At 68.9% G+C, this 15,307-nt stretch carries 15 protein-coding genes and 1 pseudogene; 9 read left to right on the top strand and 7 right to left on the bottom strand.

The features are described from left to right. The first annotated feature begins 207 nt into the window (after nucleotides 1-207). Nucleotides 208-360: a hypothetical protein gene (locus ABT299_RS22665; protein ID WP_500251906.1), complete on the top strand. Its 153-nt coding sequence runs from the start codon at nucleotides 208-210 to the stop codon at nucleotides 358-360. A 201-nt stretch (nucleotides 361-561) separates the two neighbouring features. Here ABT299_RS22665 and ABT299_RS22660 read toward each other — a convergent pair whose 3' ends face one another. From ABT299_RS22660 to ABT299_RS22645, 4 genes are all read right to left on the bottom strand, one after another. Next, a complete protein-coding gene (locus ABT299_RS22660; RefSeq protein ID WP_500251905.1) occupies nucleotides 562-741 on the bottom strand; it encodes a hypothetical protein in 180 nt (59 codons plus the stop codon). 232 nt (nucleotides 742-973) lie between these two features. After that, nucleotides 974-2,182, bottom strand: coding sequence for an MFS transporter (locus ABT299_RS22655; protein WP_500251904.1), 1,209 nt, complete (start codon nucleotides 2,180-2,182; stop codon nucleotides 974-976). A gap of 139 nt (nucleotides 2,183-2,321) precedes the next feature. Then, nucleotides 2,322-2,489 (bottom strand): hypothetical protein, encoded by a 168-nt coding sequence (locus ABT299_RS22650; protein ID WP_387032554.1) that lies wholly within the window; start codon nucleotides 2,487-2,489, stop codon nucleotides 2,322-2,324. A 666-nt stretch (nucleotides 2,490-3,155) separates the two neighbouring features. After that, nucleotides 3,156-3,629, bottom strand: coding sequence for a MarR family winged helix-turn-helix transcriptional regulator (locus tag ABT299_RS22645; protein ID WP_387032552.1), 474 nt, complete (start codon nucleotides 3,627-3,629; stop codon nucleotides 3,156-3,158). A gap of 208 nt (nucleotides 3,630-3,837) precedes the next feature. On the opposite strand from ABT299_RS22645, the gene ABT299_RS22640 reads away from it, so the two are divergent. The 6 genes and pseudogenes from ABT299_RS22640 to ABT299_RS22615 all read left to right on the top strand — a co-directional run bounded on the left by ABT299_RS22640 (nucleotide 3,838) and on the right by ABT299_RS22615 (nucleotide 8,674). Further along, nucleotides 3,838-4,998 (top strand): MFS transporter, encoded by a 1,161-nt coding sequence (locus ABT299_RS22640; RefSeq protein WP_500251903.1) that lies wholly within the window; start codon nucleotides 3,838-3,840, stop codon nucleotides 4,996-4,998. 132 nt (nucleotides 4,999-5,130) lie between these two features. Further along, nucleotides 5,131-6,027 (top strand): TIGR03571 family LLM class oxidoreductase, encoded by an 897-nt coding sequence (locus tag ABT299_RS22635; RefSeq protein ID WP_500251902.1) that lies wholly within the window; start codon nucleotides 5,131-5,133, stop codon nucleotides 6,025-6,027. A gap of 57 nt (nucleotides 6,028-6,084) precedes the next feature. Further along, nucleotides 6,085-6,480, top strand: coding sequence for a recombinase family protein (locus tag ABT299_RS22630; protein WP_500251901.1), 396 nt, complete (start codon nucleotides 6,085-6,087; stop codon nucleotides 6,478-6,480). Beyond that, complete coding sequence (locus ABT299_RS22625; RefSeq protein ID WP_500251934.1) at nucleotides 6,414-7,085, top strand: sensor histidine kinase; 672 nt, start codon at nucleotides 6,414-6,416, stop codon at nucleotides 7,083-7,085. The genes ABT299_RS22630 and ABT299_RS22625 overlap by 67 nt, the downstream gene beginning before the upstream one ends. A gap of 428 nt (nucleotides 7,086-7,513) precedes the next feature. Next, nucleotides 7,514-8,041 (top strand): annotated as a pseudogene (locus ABT299_RS22620) (transposase); the annotation flags it as partial. A 300-nt stretch (nucleotides 8,042-8,341) separates the two neighbouring features. Then, on the top strand, nucleotides 8,342-8,674 hold the full coding sequence (locus ABT299_RS22615; RefSeq protein ID WP_500251900.1) for an ArsR/SmtB family transcription factor: 333 nt from the start codon (nucleotides 8,342-8,344) through the stop codon (nucleotides 8,672-8,674). A 1,135-nt stretch (nucleotides 8,675-9,809) separates the two neighbouring features. Here ABT299_RS22615 and ABT299_RS22610 read toward each other — a convergent pair. Continuing rightward, entirely contained in the window at nucleotides 9,810-10,427 is a 618-nt protein-coding gene (locus ABT299_RS22610) for a TetR/AcrR family transcriptional regulator (RefSeq protein ID WP_387032542.1), read from the bottom strand. A gap of 25 nt (nucleotides 10,428-10,452) precedes the next feature. On the opposite strand from ABT299_RS22610, the gene ABT299_RS22605 reads away from it, so the two are divergent. Both ABT299_RS22605 and ABT299_RS22600 read left to right on the top strand, forming a co-directional pair. Continuing rightward, nucleotides 10,453-11,316, top strand: coding sequence for an alpha/beta fold hydrolase (locus ABT299_RS22605; RefSeq protein WP_500251899.1), 864 nt, complete (start codon nucleotides 10,453-10,455; stop codon nucleotides 11,314-11,316). Continuing rightward, nucleotides 11,313-11,765, top strand: a complete 453-nt coding sequence (locus ABT299_RS22600; RefSeq protein WP_500251898.1) for a nuclear transport factor 2 family protein — start codon at nucleotides 11,313-11,315, stop codon at nucleotides 11,763-11,765. The genes ABT299_RS22605 and ABT299_RS22600 overlap by 4 nt, the downstream gene beginning before the upstream one ends. 527 nt (nucleotides 11,766-12,292) lie before the next feature. On the opposite strand, the gene ABT299_RS22595 is transcribed toward ABT299_RS22600, so the two are convergent. Continuing rightward, nucleotides 12,293-13,423: a pyridoxal phosphate-dependent aminotransferase gene (locus ABT299_RS22595; RefSeq protein WP_500251897.1), complete on the bottom strand. Its 1,131-nt coding sequence runs from the start codon at nucleotides 13,421-13,423 to the stop codon at nucleotides 12,293-12,295. A 347-nt stretch (nucleotides 13,424-13,770) separates the two neighbouring features. Then, nucleotides 13,771-15,285: a CoA-acylating methylmalonate-semialdehyde dehydrogenase gene (locus ABT299_RS22590; protein ID WP_500251896.1), complete on the bottom strand. Its 1,515-nt coding sequence runs from the start codon at nucleotides 15,283-15,285 to the stop codon at nucleotides 13,771-13,773. Nucleotides 15,286-15,307: the final 22 nt, after the last annotated feature.

Below are 15,307 nucleotides of genomic sequence, written 5' to 3'. Positions count from 1 at the left end.
CCTTCACGAAGGGGGCTGGTCCAGGTCAGTCACGGCGAAGCGGCCCTTGTCCCCGTCTCGTCGACTTTGCGTAAGGACAGGCCCACAACACCCTCAGCCGCCAGTGCTGGCTGGTCGACGTCGCGCGCTTGGTCGGCGACACCAGCGACCTTCCTCCTGTCGAGTCGACACAGCCAGACGACCGATTATTTGCCGTACCTAAATGGCATGGTGCCGATGCAGGCCGCCGTGGTGACCGTCATGCGCAGCCACACCGCCGGCACGCTACCCCTGCTCGGCTTCACCAACATCACCGAAGGAACCCGCTGGGCACGAGACGACTCCGCGCGCCAGATCACCGTCCTCGGTCTCACGGAATGAGAATGCGGTCGTTTTTCCCTCGGATAGATTCCCCAGAGGCCCACCCTGAACAGTACGGCGAGTTGCGCCCCGCAGTGCAACCGATCGCGAGGCGCCACGTAGCACCGCCTTGAATCCATCGCCATCCTCGACATTGTCGCAGACACTGAAGAAGTCCTCCTTTGAGTAGCATCCGCTGGGATCTCTGTTCCTGCGCAGAGTTCATGCAAGCTTTAGGGTGTTCAAATCCCAATAGGTCAGGGCGTATTCGATGTAGCAGCTCGCTTTGATTTTCGCTGCGGCATCCGGTGTTGCACTTGCCGGTAAGGCGCCGGCCGCGATCGCAGCACCCGTAAGCAGCGCAGTCGCTGTGGCGGTGATGGTCAGGTGCTTGGCACACATTAGGCTTACTTTCAGACCCTCCCATTTCAGCCCTCTCGAGCCGCGCAGTAGCCAGTTTGACGCGTACCTTCCCACCTGTCGTTGTCATTCAGTTCACCAGCCTTGACGATCAGTGCACAACGATCATGGAGCGTTCGGCGGGGCGGGCGCCAGGCTCGTGTATACCGCGACCCGCCGCCGGCTGGTGGGCTGGCGGCGGGTCGGATGGCGTGGGGATCGGATGGCGTGGGGGTCAGTTGGTGATGGTGGCGGGTTGTGCCGGCTTGTCGGACGGTGCGTGTCGGGGTGCGGTAGGGGCTTGCTGTCGGCTTCGGTGGGTTGTGGTGGTCAGGACTGCGAGTCCGGTGAGGGTGATGGCGGCGCCGACCCATAGGGGTGAGACGAATCCGTAGCCGGCGGCCAGCGCCAGTCCGCTCAGCCATGCGCCGAGCGCGTTGCCGATGTTGAAGGCTGCGATGTTGGCGCCGGACGCCATGATGGGGGCGTCTTGGGCGTAGTGCATGGTCCGCAGTTGCAGGCCGGGGGCGGTGGCGAGTCCGACGATGCCGAGCAGTAGCAGGGAAACCAGCGTCATCGGCTTGCTGTGTGCCGTCAGTGCGAAGAGTGCCAGCACTGCTGTGATCAAGGCGAGGAGGGTTGCGAGGGAGGTGTTCAGGGCGCGGTCTGCCAGTTTGCCGCCGAGGTGGTTGCCGGCGAAGGTGCCGGCGCCGTACAGCACCAGCAGCCACGGCACGGTGGCGGTGGTGAATCCGGTAACGTCGGTGAGGGTGAAGGCGATGTAGGTGAACGCGCCGATCACGCCGGCGAAGGCCAGCACGCTGATCGCCAGGGAGGTCCAGACCTGGGGGCGGCGGAACGCGCCGAGTTCGCCGCGCAGGTCCACCCGGGTGGGCGCGGGGGTGGCCGGGACCAGTAGCCGGATGCCGGCGAGGGTGAGCACGCCGATGATGGTGAGCGCCCAGAACGTCGAGCGCCAGCCGAGTTGCTCGCCGAGGAGGGTTCCGGCCGGAACTCCGGCCACGTTGGCCACGGTCAGGCCGCCGAACATCAGCGCGATGGCGCTGGCGCGCCGGTTGGGGGCGACCATGTCGGCGGCGACCACCGAGCCGACGCCGAAGAACGCCCCGTGGCACAGCGCCGCGATGATCCGGCCCGTCATCAGCACCGGATAGGCCGGGGCGAGGGCGGAGATCAGGTTGCCCGCGATGAACAACCCCATGAGCGCCAGCAGCACCTTCTTGCGGTCGAACCGGGCGAGCGCCGCGGTCAGCGCGATCGCGCCGACCGCCACGCTCAATGCGTACCCCGAGACCAGGTATCCGGCCACCGACTCGCTGACGCCGAAGTCCGTGGCCACCTGAGGCAGGAGACCCACGATCCCGAACTCGGTGAGCCCGATGCCGAAGCCCCCCAGAGCCAGGGCGAGAAGCCCGACAGGCATGTCAAACCCCCATCATCGATGCGTCCGCGTCACTCGCGAACACATCGAAGTATCGCAAAAAAGCGATATGAGATCAAGCGGGGTACACCCCCAACGAACGGGGCCGTCCCCTCGAGTTGCGCAGGGCCCGTTGCTTGGATCAGGCGGGTAGCCAGATGTGCAGAACGGCGATGGTGCTGGTGAACGGGTGGCGGCGTTTGTCGAAGCGGGTCGCGGCGGCTCGGAACCACGTGAGGCGGTTGATGGCGCGTTCGACGGTGTTGCGTTGCTTGTAGCGTTCGGGGGGCGAAGCCGGGCGGTCGTCCACCACGGCGTCCGCGGTCGCGGCGGTGCTATCGCTGGTCGGCCGGCAGCACGATGCTGTGCCCGATCCCGCATCGGCGCAGACACGCCCGGTGGTTGGCGCGCGAGGGAAGAACAGCACCCTGCACCCGCCGTTGGCGGTCAGATGGATCTTAGTGGACAGCCCGCCGCGCGAGCGTCCTAGTGCTTCACCTGCCGGGCCAACCTCCTCCAGCAGGAAAGCCAGCTCGCGCCACGACGGCTTGTCGTGGTTCGTTCTAACGTCGTCCCCTTTTCCGGTGGGGCGGGCGGCGGGCGGTACGGGGCGTCAGCCGTGCGCTGGCGCGCCCGCTCGATCGTGGAACCGACCGACACCCGCCAGTCGATGTCACGGTGGCGTCGGCTTGGGTGTGCACCATCTCCAGCACCCGCTCCCAGGTCCCGTCCGCCGACCAGCGCCGAAACCGCTTTCGAGCGCCGCAGGCCCGCCGGCTGCTCCGCGGGCGGGAGGAAGTGGGTGACGACGTCCTAGCTGCGCCGTCCGTGCGACATGGCGAGGATGTCCCCCGGGTCAACGCCGAAGCGCTCGCCCCGTGCGCGTCAGACGCGCTCGACGGCTGCGGTCGAGTCGACGAGGGTCCCATCGACGTCGAACAGGACGGCGTCCACCTGAAAAAGGCGGTCGGACCGGTCAGGCAAGAGCAGACGCCTCGTCCCGCAGCAGCGAGGCCACCGCCCCACGCGCGTCGTCCGACGCCTCGGCGATCGCCTCGGCGAGCGCAGCGAGGTAGCTCCTGCGTGCCTCCTCGACCTTGGCGCGGCCGGCGTCGGTGATGCTGGTGTACACGCCGCGCAGGTCGTCGGCGCAGTGGTAGCGCTCGGTCAGGCCCTGCTTCTGGAGCCGTCCGACGAGCCGGCTCAGCGAACTCTGGGAGATCGGGATCTCCTTCGCCAGCACCTGCTGGCGAAGGTGCCCGCCGTCGTCGGAGTAGTGCAGGGCGACCAGCGCCGAGTACTCCGAGCACGAGAGCCCGTGCGGCTCCAGGGCGAGCTCGAGCCGCTCGCGCACGCGCGCCTCGAAGAGGCGGAACCTGCGCCAGTCGCGCTCGAGCTGGGTGGGCTCGCTCACGGTCGGCGCGGGCTTGGCGGGCGTGGTCGGGCTCATCTGCGGCCTCCCGGTCATTGCGAGCGCTCGACTCAGTCTACCTGGCTCTGCAACTACCGCAGAAGCAAAAGTTGTACATGCATGGACTTGCCCGAGATGATTGCATGAGCAATGATTGCACAGGCGCATACTTTGCCGCCCGGACGGTGCCCGCCTCGCTCCGAGGCGCTCCGCCGGGTGTTCTCGACAGATAGGAAACGAATCCGCCATGCCCCTCGCCGTCATCGCGCTGATGGCCGCCGCCTTCGGCATCGGCACCGCCGAGTTCATCATCCTGGGCCTGCTGCCCGAGGTCTCCGCAGGCATGGACGTGAGCATTACCACCGCGGGCATGCTCGTCACCGGCTACGCGCTCGGCGTCGTTTTCGGCGGGCCGGTGTTCACCGCCGCCGCGCTGCGCATCTCGCGCAAGAACATGCTGCTCACACTGCTCGTCATGTTCATCGTCGGCAACGTGCTCTCGGCCGTGGCCCCGGCCTACTGGGTGCTCATGCTCGGCCGCATCCTCGCCGCCGTCTGCCACGGCGCGTTCCTCGGCATCGCCTCGGTCGTCGCCGCCGACATGGTCCCGCAGGACAAGCGCTCCCGCGCCATCTCGCTGGTGTTCACCGGCCTCACCCTCGCCAACATCTTCGGCACGCCCCTGGGCACCTGGATGGGCCAGTCGCTCGGCTGGCGCGCCCCGTTCTGGGTCATCGGCCTCATCGGCGTCATCAGCTTCGTCGGCGTCGCCGCCCTCGTGCCCAGCACCCCCAACGAGGCGCAAGGCCGCACCCTGAACACTGAGATCTCCGCGTTCCGCAGCGGCCAGTTCTGGCTGGCCTTCGCCATCGCAGGCCTGAGCATGGGCTCGCTGTTCGCCGCCTTCAGCTACATCACCCCGCTGCTGACCGACGTCGCCGGGTTCGACTCCGGATGGATGACCGGGCTGCTGATGATCTTCGGTGTCGGCCTGGTCATCGGCAACCTGCTCGGCGGGCGTTTCGCCGACAAATACCAGGTCGGGACCCTGCTCGTCGCCCAGGCCCTCATGGTCGTGGTCCTGCTGGTCTTCGCCCTCACCGCCCAGTTGCCGGTGATCGCCGTGATCCTCCTGCCGCTCATGGGCGGGGCCGGCTTCGGCACCGTGCCGAGCTTCATGTCCCGCGTCATCGACAGCGCCGGGGAGGCTCCCACGCTCGCGGCGGCGATGGCCTCCTCCGCGGCCAACGGCGGCATCGCGGTCGGCTCCTTCCTCTCCGGCCTCACCGTCGAAGCGGGCTGGGGCTACACCTCGGCCCTCATCGTCGGAGCCGGGATGGCCGCACTGGCCATCGTCGTCACCGTCGTCTCCGCCAAGACCGAGCACCGACCGCTCGTCGCCGCCTGACCGGAAGGAGGAGGGAACCGCCATGACCGGTCCCGCGCAGACACCGCGCCTCGGCGCGGACATCGGCACCGAGACCGTCGTCGACGCCTCGGCCCAGGCTGCTCGCAAGCCCGAGCTCCTGAGCGGAGCGGGATGACCCTGGGGATCGAGCTGCCGCTGGACAACGACTTCGCGCATCGCCGTGAGACGCCCGGCGTGCCCGACCTGGCCGAGCACCGCAGCCGAGCAGCCCTCGCCGCTGCGCTCGGGTTCCGGACGATCTGGCTGCGCGACGTACCACTGTGGCCGCCCCGCACGTTCGGCGACGCCGGGCTGGTCTTCGACCCGATCGCCTACCTCGGCTACCTCGCCGCGGCGACCGAGAACGCCCTGCTCGGCACCGCCGCCATCGCCTTGCCGTTGCGCAACCCGATCCTGCTGGCCAAGGAGGCGGCGACCATCGACGCTCTCTCCGGCGGACGGCTCCTGCTCGGAGTCGCCTCCGGAGACCGACCGATCGAGTACCCGCTCTTCGGCGTCGACTTCGACACGCGCGCAGAGGCGTACCGGCGGGCCGTGCAGGCGATGCGCGGCATCTGGGAACACGCGGCCATGGCTCCCGACTCGCAGGACAAGGTGCTCCCCGCGCCCGTCGATGGAACTATCCCCTTGATCGCCGTCGGCCGCGGTGGGCAGAGCACCGAGTGGGCCGCCGAGCACATGGACGCCTACATGACTTATCCCCGACCCTGCGACGCCATGCGCGGCGTGGTCTTCGAATGGGACTGCGCCACGCCCGGAACAAGGAAGCCCGTCATCACCACGACCTTGGTCGACCTCGCCGAGAACCCGGACGCACCCGCCGAGCCCATCCGGTTCGGCCTGCGCGGCGGGCGGAACCGGCTCAGCGACCACCTTCGCGGACTTCGGGACACCGGCGTCGCACACGTGGCGCTCAACCTCCGTCCCAGCCGCCGACCGATTGACGACGTGCCCCACGAGATCGCCGAGCACGTCCTGCCCGAGTTCGACGAGCGATCACGAGGGTGAGCCATTTGCGGGACAAGGCGTGTTTCGTGCTGGTGGTGCAGGAAGACGTTCAACGTCGTGCCCTCGTCGGCCTCCAGAGGCGGCTCGGTCCGCTCGTCCTTGTCGACCCGCACCTCACGCCCAAGGGATCTGAACGATGATCGAGACTCTGCGTGGGGCGTCCGGGGGCAGTGCCTCGACCGGCAGTTCGCCGCGCTGAAGCAGGCCGGGTGCGCGCGGGTTCACGGCGACAAGAGGTCCGGCAAGAACGTCGAGCGGGCCGAGTTGTGGAAGGCGGTGGAGTACGCCCGGCCCGGCGGCACCCTAGTGGTGCCGTCGCTGGACTGTCTGAGCCGCTCCCTGAAGGACCTCGACACGATCGTGGCGATCCTACGCACGCACGGGATCTGCATGACGTGCTCGGCTTCAGCCTGTCGGCGGTCGCATTGCGAAGTGAGCTGGTCCTTCGGCTGAAGGACCGTGCCTCGAGCAGGGCTCGGACGGAGCAAGCCGCCCTCCTTGAGCTTGTCGACCGAGCACCGGGAGAACTCGGCTCCATCGCCAGCGGTCGGATCAGGCTGCGGCTACGCCGCGGACTCGACTCGGTGGTCCAGGCACTGTCGGTGGCCAATTCCACCACTGACGCCCACGTCGAGACGGGTCAGCCTCCGGCGGAGGTCGACTCCGCGCTTGCCGTGATGCTCCGCGAGAGCGTCACCAACGTGTTGCGGCACAGCCGCGCGCGTAGATGCGAGATCAGCATCGTCCAGACCGGAGAGGTAGTCCGACTGGACATCGCCAACGATGGCGTCAGGGGCGCTGGGGCCGAGCCGGGAACCGCTCTGGCGAACGTGGCCGAGCGCACGGGCGGTTCCGTGCGGGCCGGACGGCGTCCCGGCGGGAGGTTCGAGCCGACGGTCGAGTTCCCGTCAGCCCCAAGGCTTCGGTGGGGATGCGGATCGCGTCGACCCCGTTACGGGCGCCTAGCTTGGCGGCCGCTGAGCCGGGGTGTTCCGCACTGGCCCAGTGGTGAGGAAGAGTCGCTCGGCGATCTCCATCGGGTGCGCGCTGGTCGCTGACATTCGCAGCATCTCGGTCTCGCGCTGGGCGAGCGGGCTCGGCACGGCGCGCAACGCCGCCACGCCGAGTCCACCTGGCCGCCGGCCGCGACGACGCGGACAGCGGTGACGGAGTTCGGCCGGTCGAACCTCCTCCGGCAGGAAGTCCGCGACGTCCGCCTCCGGCTCTCCTCGCAACTGGCCGGCTGGCTCAATGCCGCGGGGATCAGCACCCGGCAATCAGGGAGAACCGCTCGCGCGGCGCGGCGGCGGCCGTAGCGCCGTCGAGCCAGGGCGGGTCGATGTCGATGACGGCCATGTCAGGCCGGTGCCGCTCTGTCGGGACGATCTGCGTCCCGTCGGCGGCTGAGAGGTCATCACAAAATTCGCATGTAGCGCGACATGTAATGACGCTCGGGTGTGGTGTAAATGGGTGCATAAGGGCGAGCATCCCCCGGTGGATCGTGCCTGACAGCCTGTGGGAGCGGAACGAGCCGCTGCTGTCGAAGGTGGAGCGCCGTAAGCGCCACGCCGGACGGAAGCGGTTGGACGACCGCAGGGTGTTGTGCGGGATCTTGTTCGTCCTGCATACGAGGATCCGGTGGGAGTTCCTTCCCCAGGAGTTGGAGTGCGGGGGCATGACGTGCTGGCGGCGGCTGGCCGAAGCCCGGGCATTGAAAGGTTGCCCATAACCGGGCCGAGCCCGGTCGACCGTGGCCGACCGGCCTCGGCGAAGACCCGGGCGGCTGCCAGCCGACCGCGGCTACGACCACGACAAATACCGGCGCCTAGTCTGGACCAACGACATCAGACCGGTCATCGCCCGCCGCGGCACGCCACACGGAACGGGACCGGGCGTCCACCGCTACGTCGTCGAACGCACCATCGGCCTGCTGCACTGGCTCCGCCGCTTACGCATCCGCCGAGAGATCCGCGACGACATCCACGAAACCTTCATGACCCTCGCCGCCGCCATCACCCTCACCGGACTCGCAGTCCTGACCACCACAACCCACCGAAGCCGACAGCAAGCCCCTACCGCACCCCGACACGCACCGTCCGACAAGCCGGCACAACCCGCCACCATCACCAACTGACCCCCACACCGACCGACCCGCCGCCAGCCCACCAGCCAGCGGCGGGTCGCATCTCGTCTTATGACGATCATGGAGCACCCGCCGGGCGCCACGTGATCGTGCGTCGCCAGCGCATCGGTTGGACGACCAGTTCCTATCGAGATACCGTAGTATGTCGACATGATTTAGGGGGTCTTGCTCGTGAGCGACAAGCCGGTCTGGCAATCCGAGGAGATGCTGGAGGCGTTCAAGGCGCTGGCGAATCCCGTCCGCCTCCAGATCATGCAGTGGCTCAGGGACCCAGACCAAGAGTTCGCGGACTATGAGCCCATCGCTGATCGGCAAACCGTCGGCGTGTGCGTCAGCCATATCCAGGCCAAGGCCGGGCTGGCTCAGTCGACCGTCTCTTCATATATGTCGGCCCTTGAGCGTGCACGGCTCGTCCGCTCCACACGCGTGGGAAAGTGGACGCATTATCGACGAGATGAGGACCATCTCCGACAACTGTCCGCCGCGATCAACGCACTTCTTTGACCATTCTGTTCAACGTACGACTCCGTCACCCGGGACGCGCCGATGACGAGCGAGCGCGGCACAGGCGGATTGTGGCCTCCGCGGGGGGGTGGACGATCCATCGGTACCAGCAGTCGTCGAGGGTGAGGCCGGTCATCCTGCGGTAGCCGCACTACATGGACGCCGTCCCCCGCCCCTGCCTCCCGGTTGGTTCCCTCCGCGAGGGGCAGGGCAGCGGCGCAGGTGCACCAGAACCATCAACGCTTGGCGGCTGGGCGGCAGCCGCCGCCACCGTGACCCGACCCGGCGTCGATGCCTGCGGATCAGATCGGCCACGAACGTGTGGACCGGGCGAGAGAAATCAAGGTCAGCGCGATAGAACAACATCGGAGCTCCTAGTGGTCAAGATCGTCGCCAATCTCGATCTACCAGGAGATCTCTCGTTGTCACTCACGCCGCGCGGGCCGCAAGCAGCCCGTGACCTGCGGGCTCACGTTGGAATTGCCTCAGCATTCCGTGCTCGGTCCGGCCCCCGGAGTCGATCAGTAGGTACATGGCGCCGCCGGTGCGGGCGGGGCTTGCGCCGGGCGGGCCGCAGATCAGCGAGGCCGAGTGGGCCGAGCGGATCCCGGAGTGGTGCCCGCAGCTGCCGGATACACGGCAGCGGCAGGTGACTTGGCCCGGCCAACGAGGTGCACCGCGATTACACCGCCAGCCAGCTCGAGCGGAACGTGACGTGTCGACAATCCATCAGCGGCTGGCCGATGAATAGGGGTTGGTGTGCTCGATGGCGTCGCTGCGCCGCCCGGTGGGCGCCAACCTGCCGAAGACCTGCGGCGCGAGCAGGTCACGGTGCTGCGACTGACGCAGCCGAGGCCGCGTGAGGAGGCTCACCACGGACGCCCAGGTCGGCGGCGTGGGCGTTGAAGAGCGCGGGCAGCCGGTCCGACGATACGAAGCGCATCTTTTCCAGCAGCAGGAGCAGCGTCCTCTCCTGCCTGTGGCCGCCAGCCGCCGCCATGCATGCCACCGGGGTCGTGGTGCGCCACTCCGCGATGAGTCGTCGTGTGACACGGGCACCCTGCCCTCTCCTCGCATGCCCGATCCACGAACGCGTTCTCCCAACCCCAAGCAGTCCCCCACCGCCCCTTTGCCGTCACCCGTGCTGGGGGGCGGGCTGCTTGCGGCGCAGTCCGTTCATGATCGCGCGGAGCGCTTCGGCCGCAGCGCGGCGGGCGTCGGCCGGGTCGGGGGCCGCGCCGGCGGTCATGGCCGCCTCGCACAGGGCGCTGAAGAGCAGGCGCGTCAGCATCGGGGTGGGCTCCACCGACAACTCTCCGGCGGCGGCCAGGTCGTCCATGAGCGCCTGGATCGCGGGCAGCCCTAGATGCTCGTCCAGTTCGCGGCAGCGCTCGGCGCCGAGGGCGGCGGGGGCCTGCTGGAGCAGCGCGCGGTGCGCGGCGTCGGTGACGGTCCCGTCGAGGTAGGTCTCCAGCGCGGCGGTCAGGCGGGGCCAGGGCCGGTCATGCCGCAGGGCCGCGGCGGCGACGGCCTCGGCGAGGTGCTGCTGCCGGTTGCGGAACACAGTCTCGAACAGATGGGCCTTGTCGGTGAAGTGGTAGTAGACCGCTCCCTTGCTCACGCGGGCGGCGCCGGCGACGTCGTCGATGGTGGTCGCGGTGAACCCCTGCTCGGTGAAGAGCGCCGCGGCGGCGTCGAGCACCGCGTTCCGGGTCAGTTCCCTGTATTCGGCCCTCCGGCCCTTGACGGTCATGCCGACCAGGATACAGTTACCAACTATGAGTCAGTTTTCGACTGATAGTCAGATCGTTCTGGAGACGTCACGGGGCCCGCTGCGCTACCGGCGGACGGGCAGCGGTAGCGACCCCGCCGTCATCTTCTTGCAGGGCTTCCTCGCCGGGCCGGACGTCTGGTCGCCTGTAGTCGCCGAACTCGCCGGCCAGCACCGGTGCATCACCGTCGACTGGCCCTTCGGCGCACACCGTGCGCCGATGCGGGCCGACGCCGATCTGTCCCCGCCCGGCGTGGCCGAACTGGTCGTCGAGGTCATGGACCTGCTGGGCGAGAGCAAGGCTGTGCTGGTCGGCAATGACAGCGGCGGCGTCATCGCGCAACTGGTCACGGCCGCGCACCCGGACCGCGTCGCCGCGCTGGCGCTGGTCGCCTGCGACGCCTTCGAGGTCTTCCCGCCCGGGCTCTACCGGTGGCTGTTCCGCCTGGCCGCGGTCCCCGGCGTGGTGCGGGCGATGGCCGCCGCGATGAGCATGCCGGCCATCGCCCGGTCGCGGTTCGGGTTCGGCGCCGTCATGGAGCACCGCCCCGGCTCGGTCTCGCACTGGACCGCGCCGCTCGCCGCCTCCCCCGGCGTCCGCCGCGACATCACCAAGCTGATGACGGGATCGTCCAACGCGCAGACCCTCGCCGCTGCCCGCACCTTCAGCCGCTACGACCGGCCGGTCCTGGTCGTCTCGGCCGCCCGCGACCGGCTGTTCCCCCTGGAACTCGGCCAGCGGCTGGCCGACGCCTTCCCCCGCGGACGCCACGAAGTGATCGCCGGCTCGGGGACCTTCGTGCCGCACGACCAGCCCGCACGGCTCGCCGGACTCCTCGGCGGCTTCCTGGCCGGGCAGGGCGTCCGATGACCCCCGGCGAGCTCCCCGCGGTGTTCGCGGCCGGCTGGGCTCTGCCCAAGCCCGACGCGTTCCTCGACCATTTCCGTCCGGTCATCGCCTCGGACGCCACGTTTGTCCAGCCAATGTTCCCGGACGCGCACGGTATCGCCGCCATCGAGGACATGTTCCGCCGACTGTTCGTCCTACTCCCCGATGTGGCGCTCACGGTCGTGCGCACCGCCGTCCAGGAAGACGCCGTCTATATCGAGTCCATCTGCACCGCGACGCTCGGCCGCAAGCCCGTCGAGTTCGCCGTCTGCGACCGCTTCACGGTCACCGGCGGCGCCATCCGGACGCGCAGGTCCTTCTCCGACCCGCTGCCCGTCCTGCTCACCGGGCTGCGCCGCCCCTCCTCCTGGCCCCGTCTCATCCGCAGCCGCACCTCCCAGGGGCAGTTGTCACCTGCTGGTGGGGCATGAACATCGGCTTGCCGGCGGCGCACCCGGTGCGGGTGAGGCCGCCGAACAAGGCGCCTCCATCCGGCGACTCCCGTCCCCCCGGACCGGGCTCTCAAGTGTCGGTGAGAGAAGGTCTGCCGACACTTACGTCCGTGGCCACGAACCTGCAGGTGGTAAGTGTCGACAACGCACGTCGACAATCAACGTCCATGCTCATCGGCTACGCGCGGGTCTCGACCACCGACCAGAATCCCGATCATTAGATCGACGCCCTGCTGCGGGCTCGCGTCGACCGCGGCCACATCCACGTCGACACCGCCAGCGGCGCGAGGGCGTCCCGGCCAAAGCTCGACCTCGTCATGCAACCGGACTCGCCGCCGCACGGGCCCGCGGGCGGGTCGGCCGCCGCCGGCCCAGGCTCACCCCCGACCAGGCCGCACTCGCTCAGGAGTTGTACGACGTCCTAGCTCAGACACCAGCCGCAAGGTAGCGGTCAGGGCTTCGTGACCACGGTCTTCTTCGGCTCGCGGGCGGCGCCTCCGAGGCCGTCAGGACCTGCCCGCCTCAGACTCCTGGCAGGTCCTGGCGAGGCGGCGGAGCAGTTCGCGGAGCAGTTGCTCGTCCGAGCCGAACGTGAGGCGGACGTGCGTATCCGGTGCGTGCATGTCGGCGCCCCGGACCGCGGCGATGCCGTTGCGCAGGAGGGCGCGGTCGATGTCGGCCGGCGTGTTCCCGAGGCGGGAGCAGTCGAGCAGCAGGAAGGCGCCGGCGTCAGGTCTCACGGGCGCGGGGAGGCCGGCGGCGGCGATGCCGTCGCACACGAGGTCGCGCTTCGCTTGGTAGGTGGAAAGCGCATCGTCAAGCCAGTCGCGCGGGCCGGTCAGTGTGGCGGCCGCAGCGCTCTGCGGGACCGCACCGCAGCAGACCGCCTCCCACTGAAGGCGGTGTTCGAGGGCGTCGATGACCGGCGGCGGCGCCAGGACGTAGCCCATCCGCCAGCTCGCGAGCGCGTAGTACTTGCTGAGGCTCATGACCGTGACGATGTGAGGCCAGCGATCGGTGAAGGCCTCCACCGGCTGGTACCGGCGACCGTCGAAGGTGAAGTGCTGCCACGAGTCGTCGGAGATCACGAGGAGGCCGTGGCGTGCCGCGATGTCCACCACCGCCGCGATCGTCGCGGCGTCCGGCAGTTGGCCCGTCGGGTTGTTCGGATTGCAAAGGAGCACGGCGCGGCTGCGGGGGGTGACGGCGGCTTCCATGCCGACGAGGTCGAGTGCCCATCCGTCGCGTTCGCGGGACGGGACGTACGCGGGCGTCGCGCCGGCCTCGCGGATGGCGCCGTCGAAGAAGAAGGTCGGAGTCGGCACGATCACCTCGTCGCCCGCTGCGAGCACGGTGCGAAGCACGAGCGAGAGGCCGTGCAACGCTCCGTGAGTGATCAGAAGACGGCGGTCTGGATCGACGCGCAGACCGTGCTCGCGCCCGAGTTCGTCGGCGATAGCCGCTCGCAGTTCCGGGAGCCCGCGGCTGTCACGCGGGTCGGGCCGCACCATCGCGTGTGCGACCGCCCGCCGCACGTGCTCGGGCAGGGGAAGGATCGGGGCGCCCACGAGCGGAAGGACTCGTACGCCGTCGCGTGCGCTCTGCGCCGCGCGATCGCGCGTACCCATCGCGCCCATGATCGGAAGTTTCTTCGCGTCGGGGAGTACCCAGACGCCTGAAGTCGATTGCATATGATCAGCCCCTCATTTTGAGATCTCAATTTTCGCCAGACGTATCTTTTTCTGCTGGTCGGTCTGGAATGGGGTGCCCTCGGCTCAACCGGCCGGGCACATCAGGCGATCAGGCGCCAGATCACCGATCGGGTGCTACTACCTGCCAGCGGCTCCCCCGAATCGCCGCTCGCTCAGCAATGGCATCTCGGTGAGATCGGGGCCACGGGACGGTCACCCCGTCGCGGCGCGCCACTAGGGCGAGGCGTCGGCGCTCAGTGCAGGCAATCGAGCCGACGGCGCCGTGCGCCTCTTCAGTCCGCCACCGGGAAGTGAAGGTTGCCTTGCTCGTGCGAGCCGCCCTCCCATTCCTGGTGCCAGCGGGTGGTGACAGCCTTAGCGCGTGTGTAGAACGCGACGCCCTCGGGGCCGTGAATGTGATGGGCACCGAAGAGCGAGTGCTTCCAGCCGCCGAACGAGTAGAACGCCATAGGCACCGGGATCGGGACGTTGACGCCGACCATTCCTACCTTCACGCGACGCTGGAAGGCACGCGCCGCATGCCCGCTGGACGTGAAGATCGCCGTGCCGTTGGCAAACGCGTTGGCGTTGACGAGGTCGATCGCCTCCTCGAGCGAGCCGACGCGCACGACGAGGAGGACGGGGCCGAAGATCTCGTCCCGGTAGACCTCCATGTCAGGCGTAACCCGATCGAACAACGTCGGGCCGACGAAGAAGCCGCCGCCCTGGACCTCGAGTTCACGCCCATCGACCACGAGCCGGGCGCCCGCGTCGACACCCGAGCCGATGTAGCCCCTGATCCGGTCGAGCGCCTGGGGCGTCACGACCGGGCCCATCTCCGAGCCGGCCTCCCAGCCCGGCCCGACCTTGATCGCCGTTGCCCTCTTCCGCATGCGCTCGACGAGGGGCTCGGCCACGTCGCCGACCGCGACGGCCACGGAGATCGCCATGCAGCGCTGGCCCGCCGAGCCGTAGGCGGCCGCGATCAGCTGGTCGGCGGCGCGGTCGAGGTCGGCGTCGGGGAGGACGACGGCGTGGTTCTTGGCGCCGCCGAGCGCCTGCACGCGCTTGCCGCCCGCGGTCGCGCGCTCGTGCACATATCGCGCGATCGGCGTCGAGCCGACGAACGACACCGCCGCGATGTCCGGATGGTCGAGGATCGCGTCGACCGCGGTCTTGTCGCCGTGCACGACGTTGAAGACGCCGTCGGGCAGGCCGGCCTCCGCGTAGAGCTCGGCGACCAGGTTGCACACCGACGGGTCACGCTCGGAGGGCTTGAGGACGAACGTGTTTCCGGTCGCGATCGCGATCGGGTGCATCCACATCGGGACCATCGCGGGGAAGTTGAACGGCGTGATGCCGGCACAGACGCCGAGCGGCTGGCGGAACGAGAAGAGGTCGACGCCGGTGGAGACCTGGTCGGAGTACTCGCCCTTGAGCAGTTGCGGGATCCCGCAGGCAAAGTCGATCACTTCGATGCCGCGGGCGACCTCCGCCTTGGCATCATCGAGCACCTTGCCGTGTTCGGCCGTCACGATCCGCGCCAGTTCGTCGAGGTGCTTCTCGACGAGGTCGCGGAAGGCGAACATCAGCCGCGACCGGCGCATGACGGAGGTGTCCGCCCAGTCCGGGAAGGCGGCCCGTGCCGCCTGCACGGCCGCGTCGACCTCGACCGCCCCGGCCAGGAGCACCTCGGCCTGGCGCTCACCGGTCGCGGGGTTCCACACCGGGGCGGTGCGGCCCGGCTCGCCGGCGGCCTCGCTGCCGCCGATTCGGTGACGGATTGTAGGGACTGCCGCAGTGCTCACTGACTACTCGCCTTCTCTTAGA

Origin of the sequence: Spirillospora sp. NPDC000708 (genome assembly GCF_040299565.1) — a bacterium.
In the GTDB taxonomy this organism is placed as follows: domain Bacteria; phylum Actinomycetota; class Actinomycetes; order Streptosporangiales; family Streptosporangiaceae; genus Spirillospora.
This window is presented reverse-complemented; position numbering and strand designations above follow the sequence as displayed.

What these genes read in the sequence shown, in the direction of transcription:
- ABT299_RS22665 (WP_500251906.1), top strand. Translation starts at nt 208, where the DNA reads ATGGTGCCGATGCAGGCCGCCGTGGTGACCGTCATGCGCAGCCACACC.
- ABT299_RS22660 (WP_500251905.1), bottom strand. Translation starts at nt 741, where the DNA reads ATGTGTGCCAAGCACCTGACCATCACCGCCACAGCGACTGCGCTGCTT.
- ABT299_RS22655 (WP_500251904.1), bottom strand. Translation starts at nt 2,182, where the DNA reads ATGCCTGTCGGGCTTCTCGCCCTGGCTCTGGGGGGCTTCGGCATCGGG.
- ABT299_RS22645 (WP_387032552.1), bottom strand. Translation starts at nt 3,629, where the DNA reads ATGAGCCCGACCACGCCCGCCAAGCCCGCGCCGACCGTGAGCGAGCCC.
- ABT299_RS22640 (WP_500251903.1), top strand. Translation starts at nt 3,838, where the DNA reads ATGCCCCTCGCCGTCATCGCGCTGATGGCCGCCGCCTTCGGCATCGGC.
- ABT299_RS22635 (WP_500251902.1), top strand. Translation starts at nt 5,131, where the DNA reads ATGACCCTGGGGATCGAGCTGCCGCTGGACAACGACTTCGCGCATCGC.
- ABT299_RS22610 (WP_387032542.1), bottom strand. Translation starts at nt 10,427, where the DNA reads ATGACCGTCAAGGGCCGGAGGGCCGAATACAGGGAACTGACCCGGAAC.
- ABT299_RS22605 (WP_500251899.1), top strand. Translation starts at nt 10,453, where the DNA reads ATGAGTCAGTTTTCGACTGATAGTCAGATCGTTCTGGAGACGTCACGG.
- ABT299_RS22600 (WP_500251898.1), top strand. Translation starts at nt 11,313, where the DNA reads ATGACCCCCGGCGAGCTCCCCGCGGTGTTCGCGGCCGGCTGGGCTCTG.
- ABT299_RS22595 (WP_500251897.1), bottom strand. Translation starts at nt 13,423, where the DNA reads ATGGGCGCGATGGGTACGCGCGATCGCGCGGCGCAGAGCGCACGCGAC.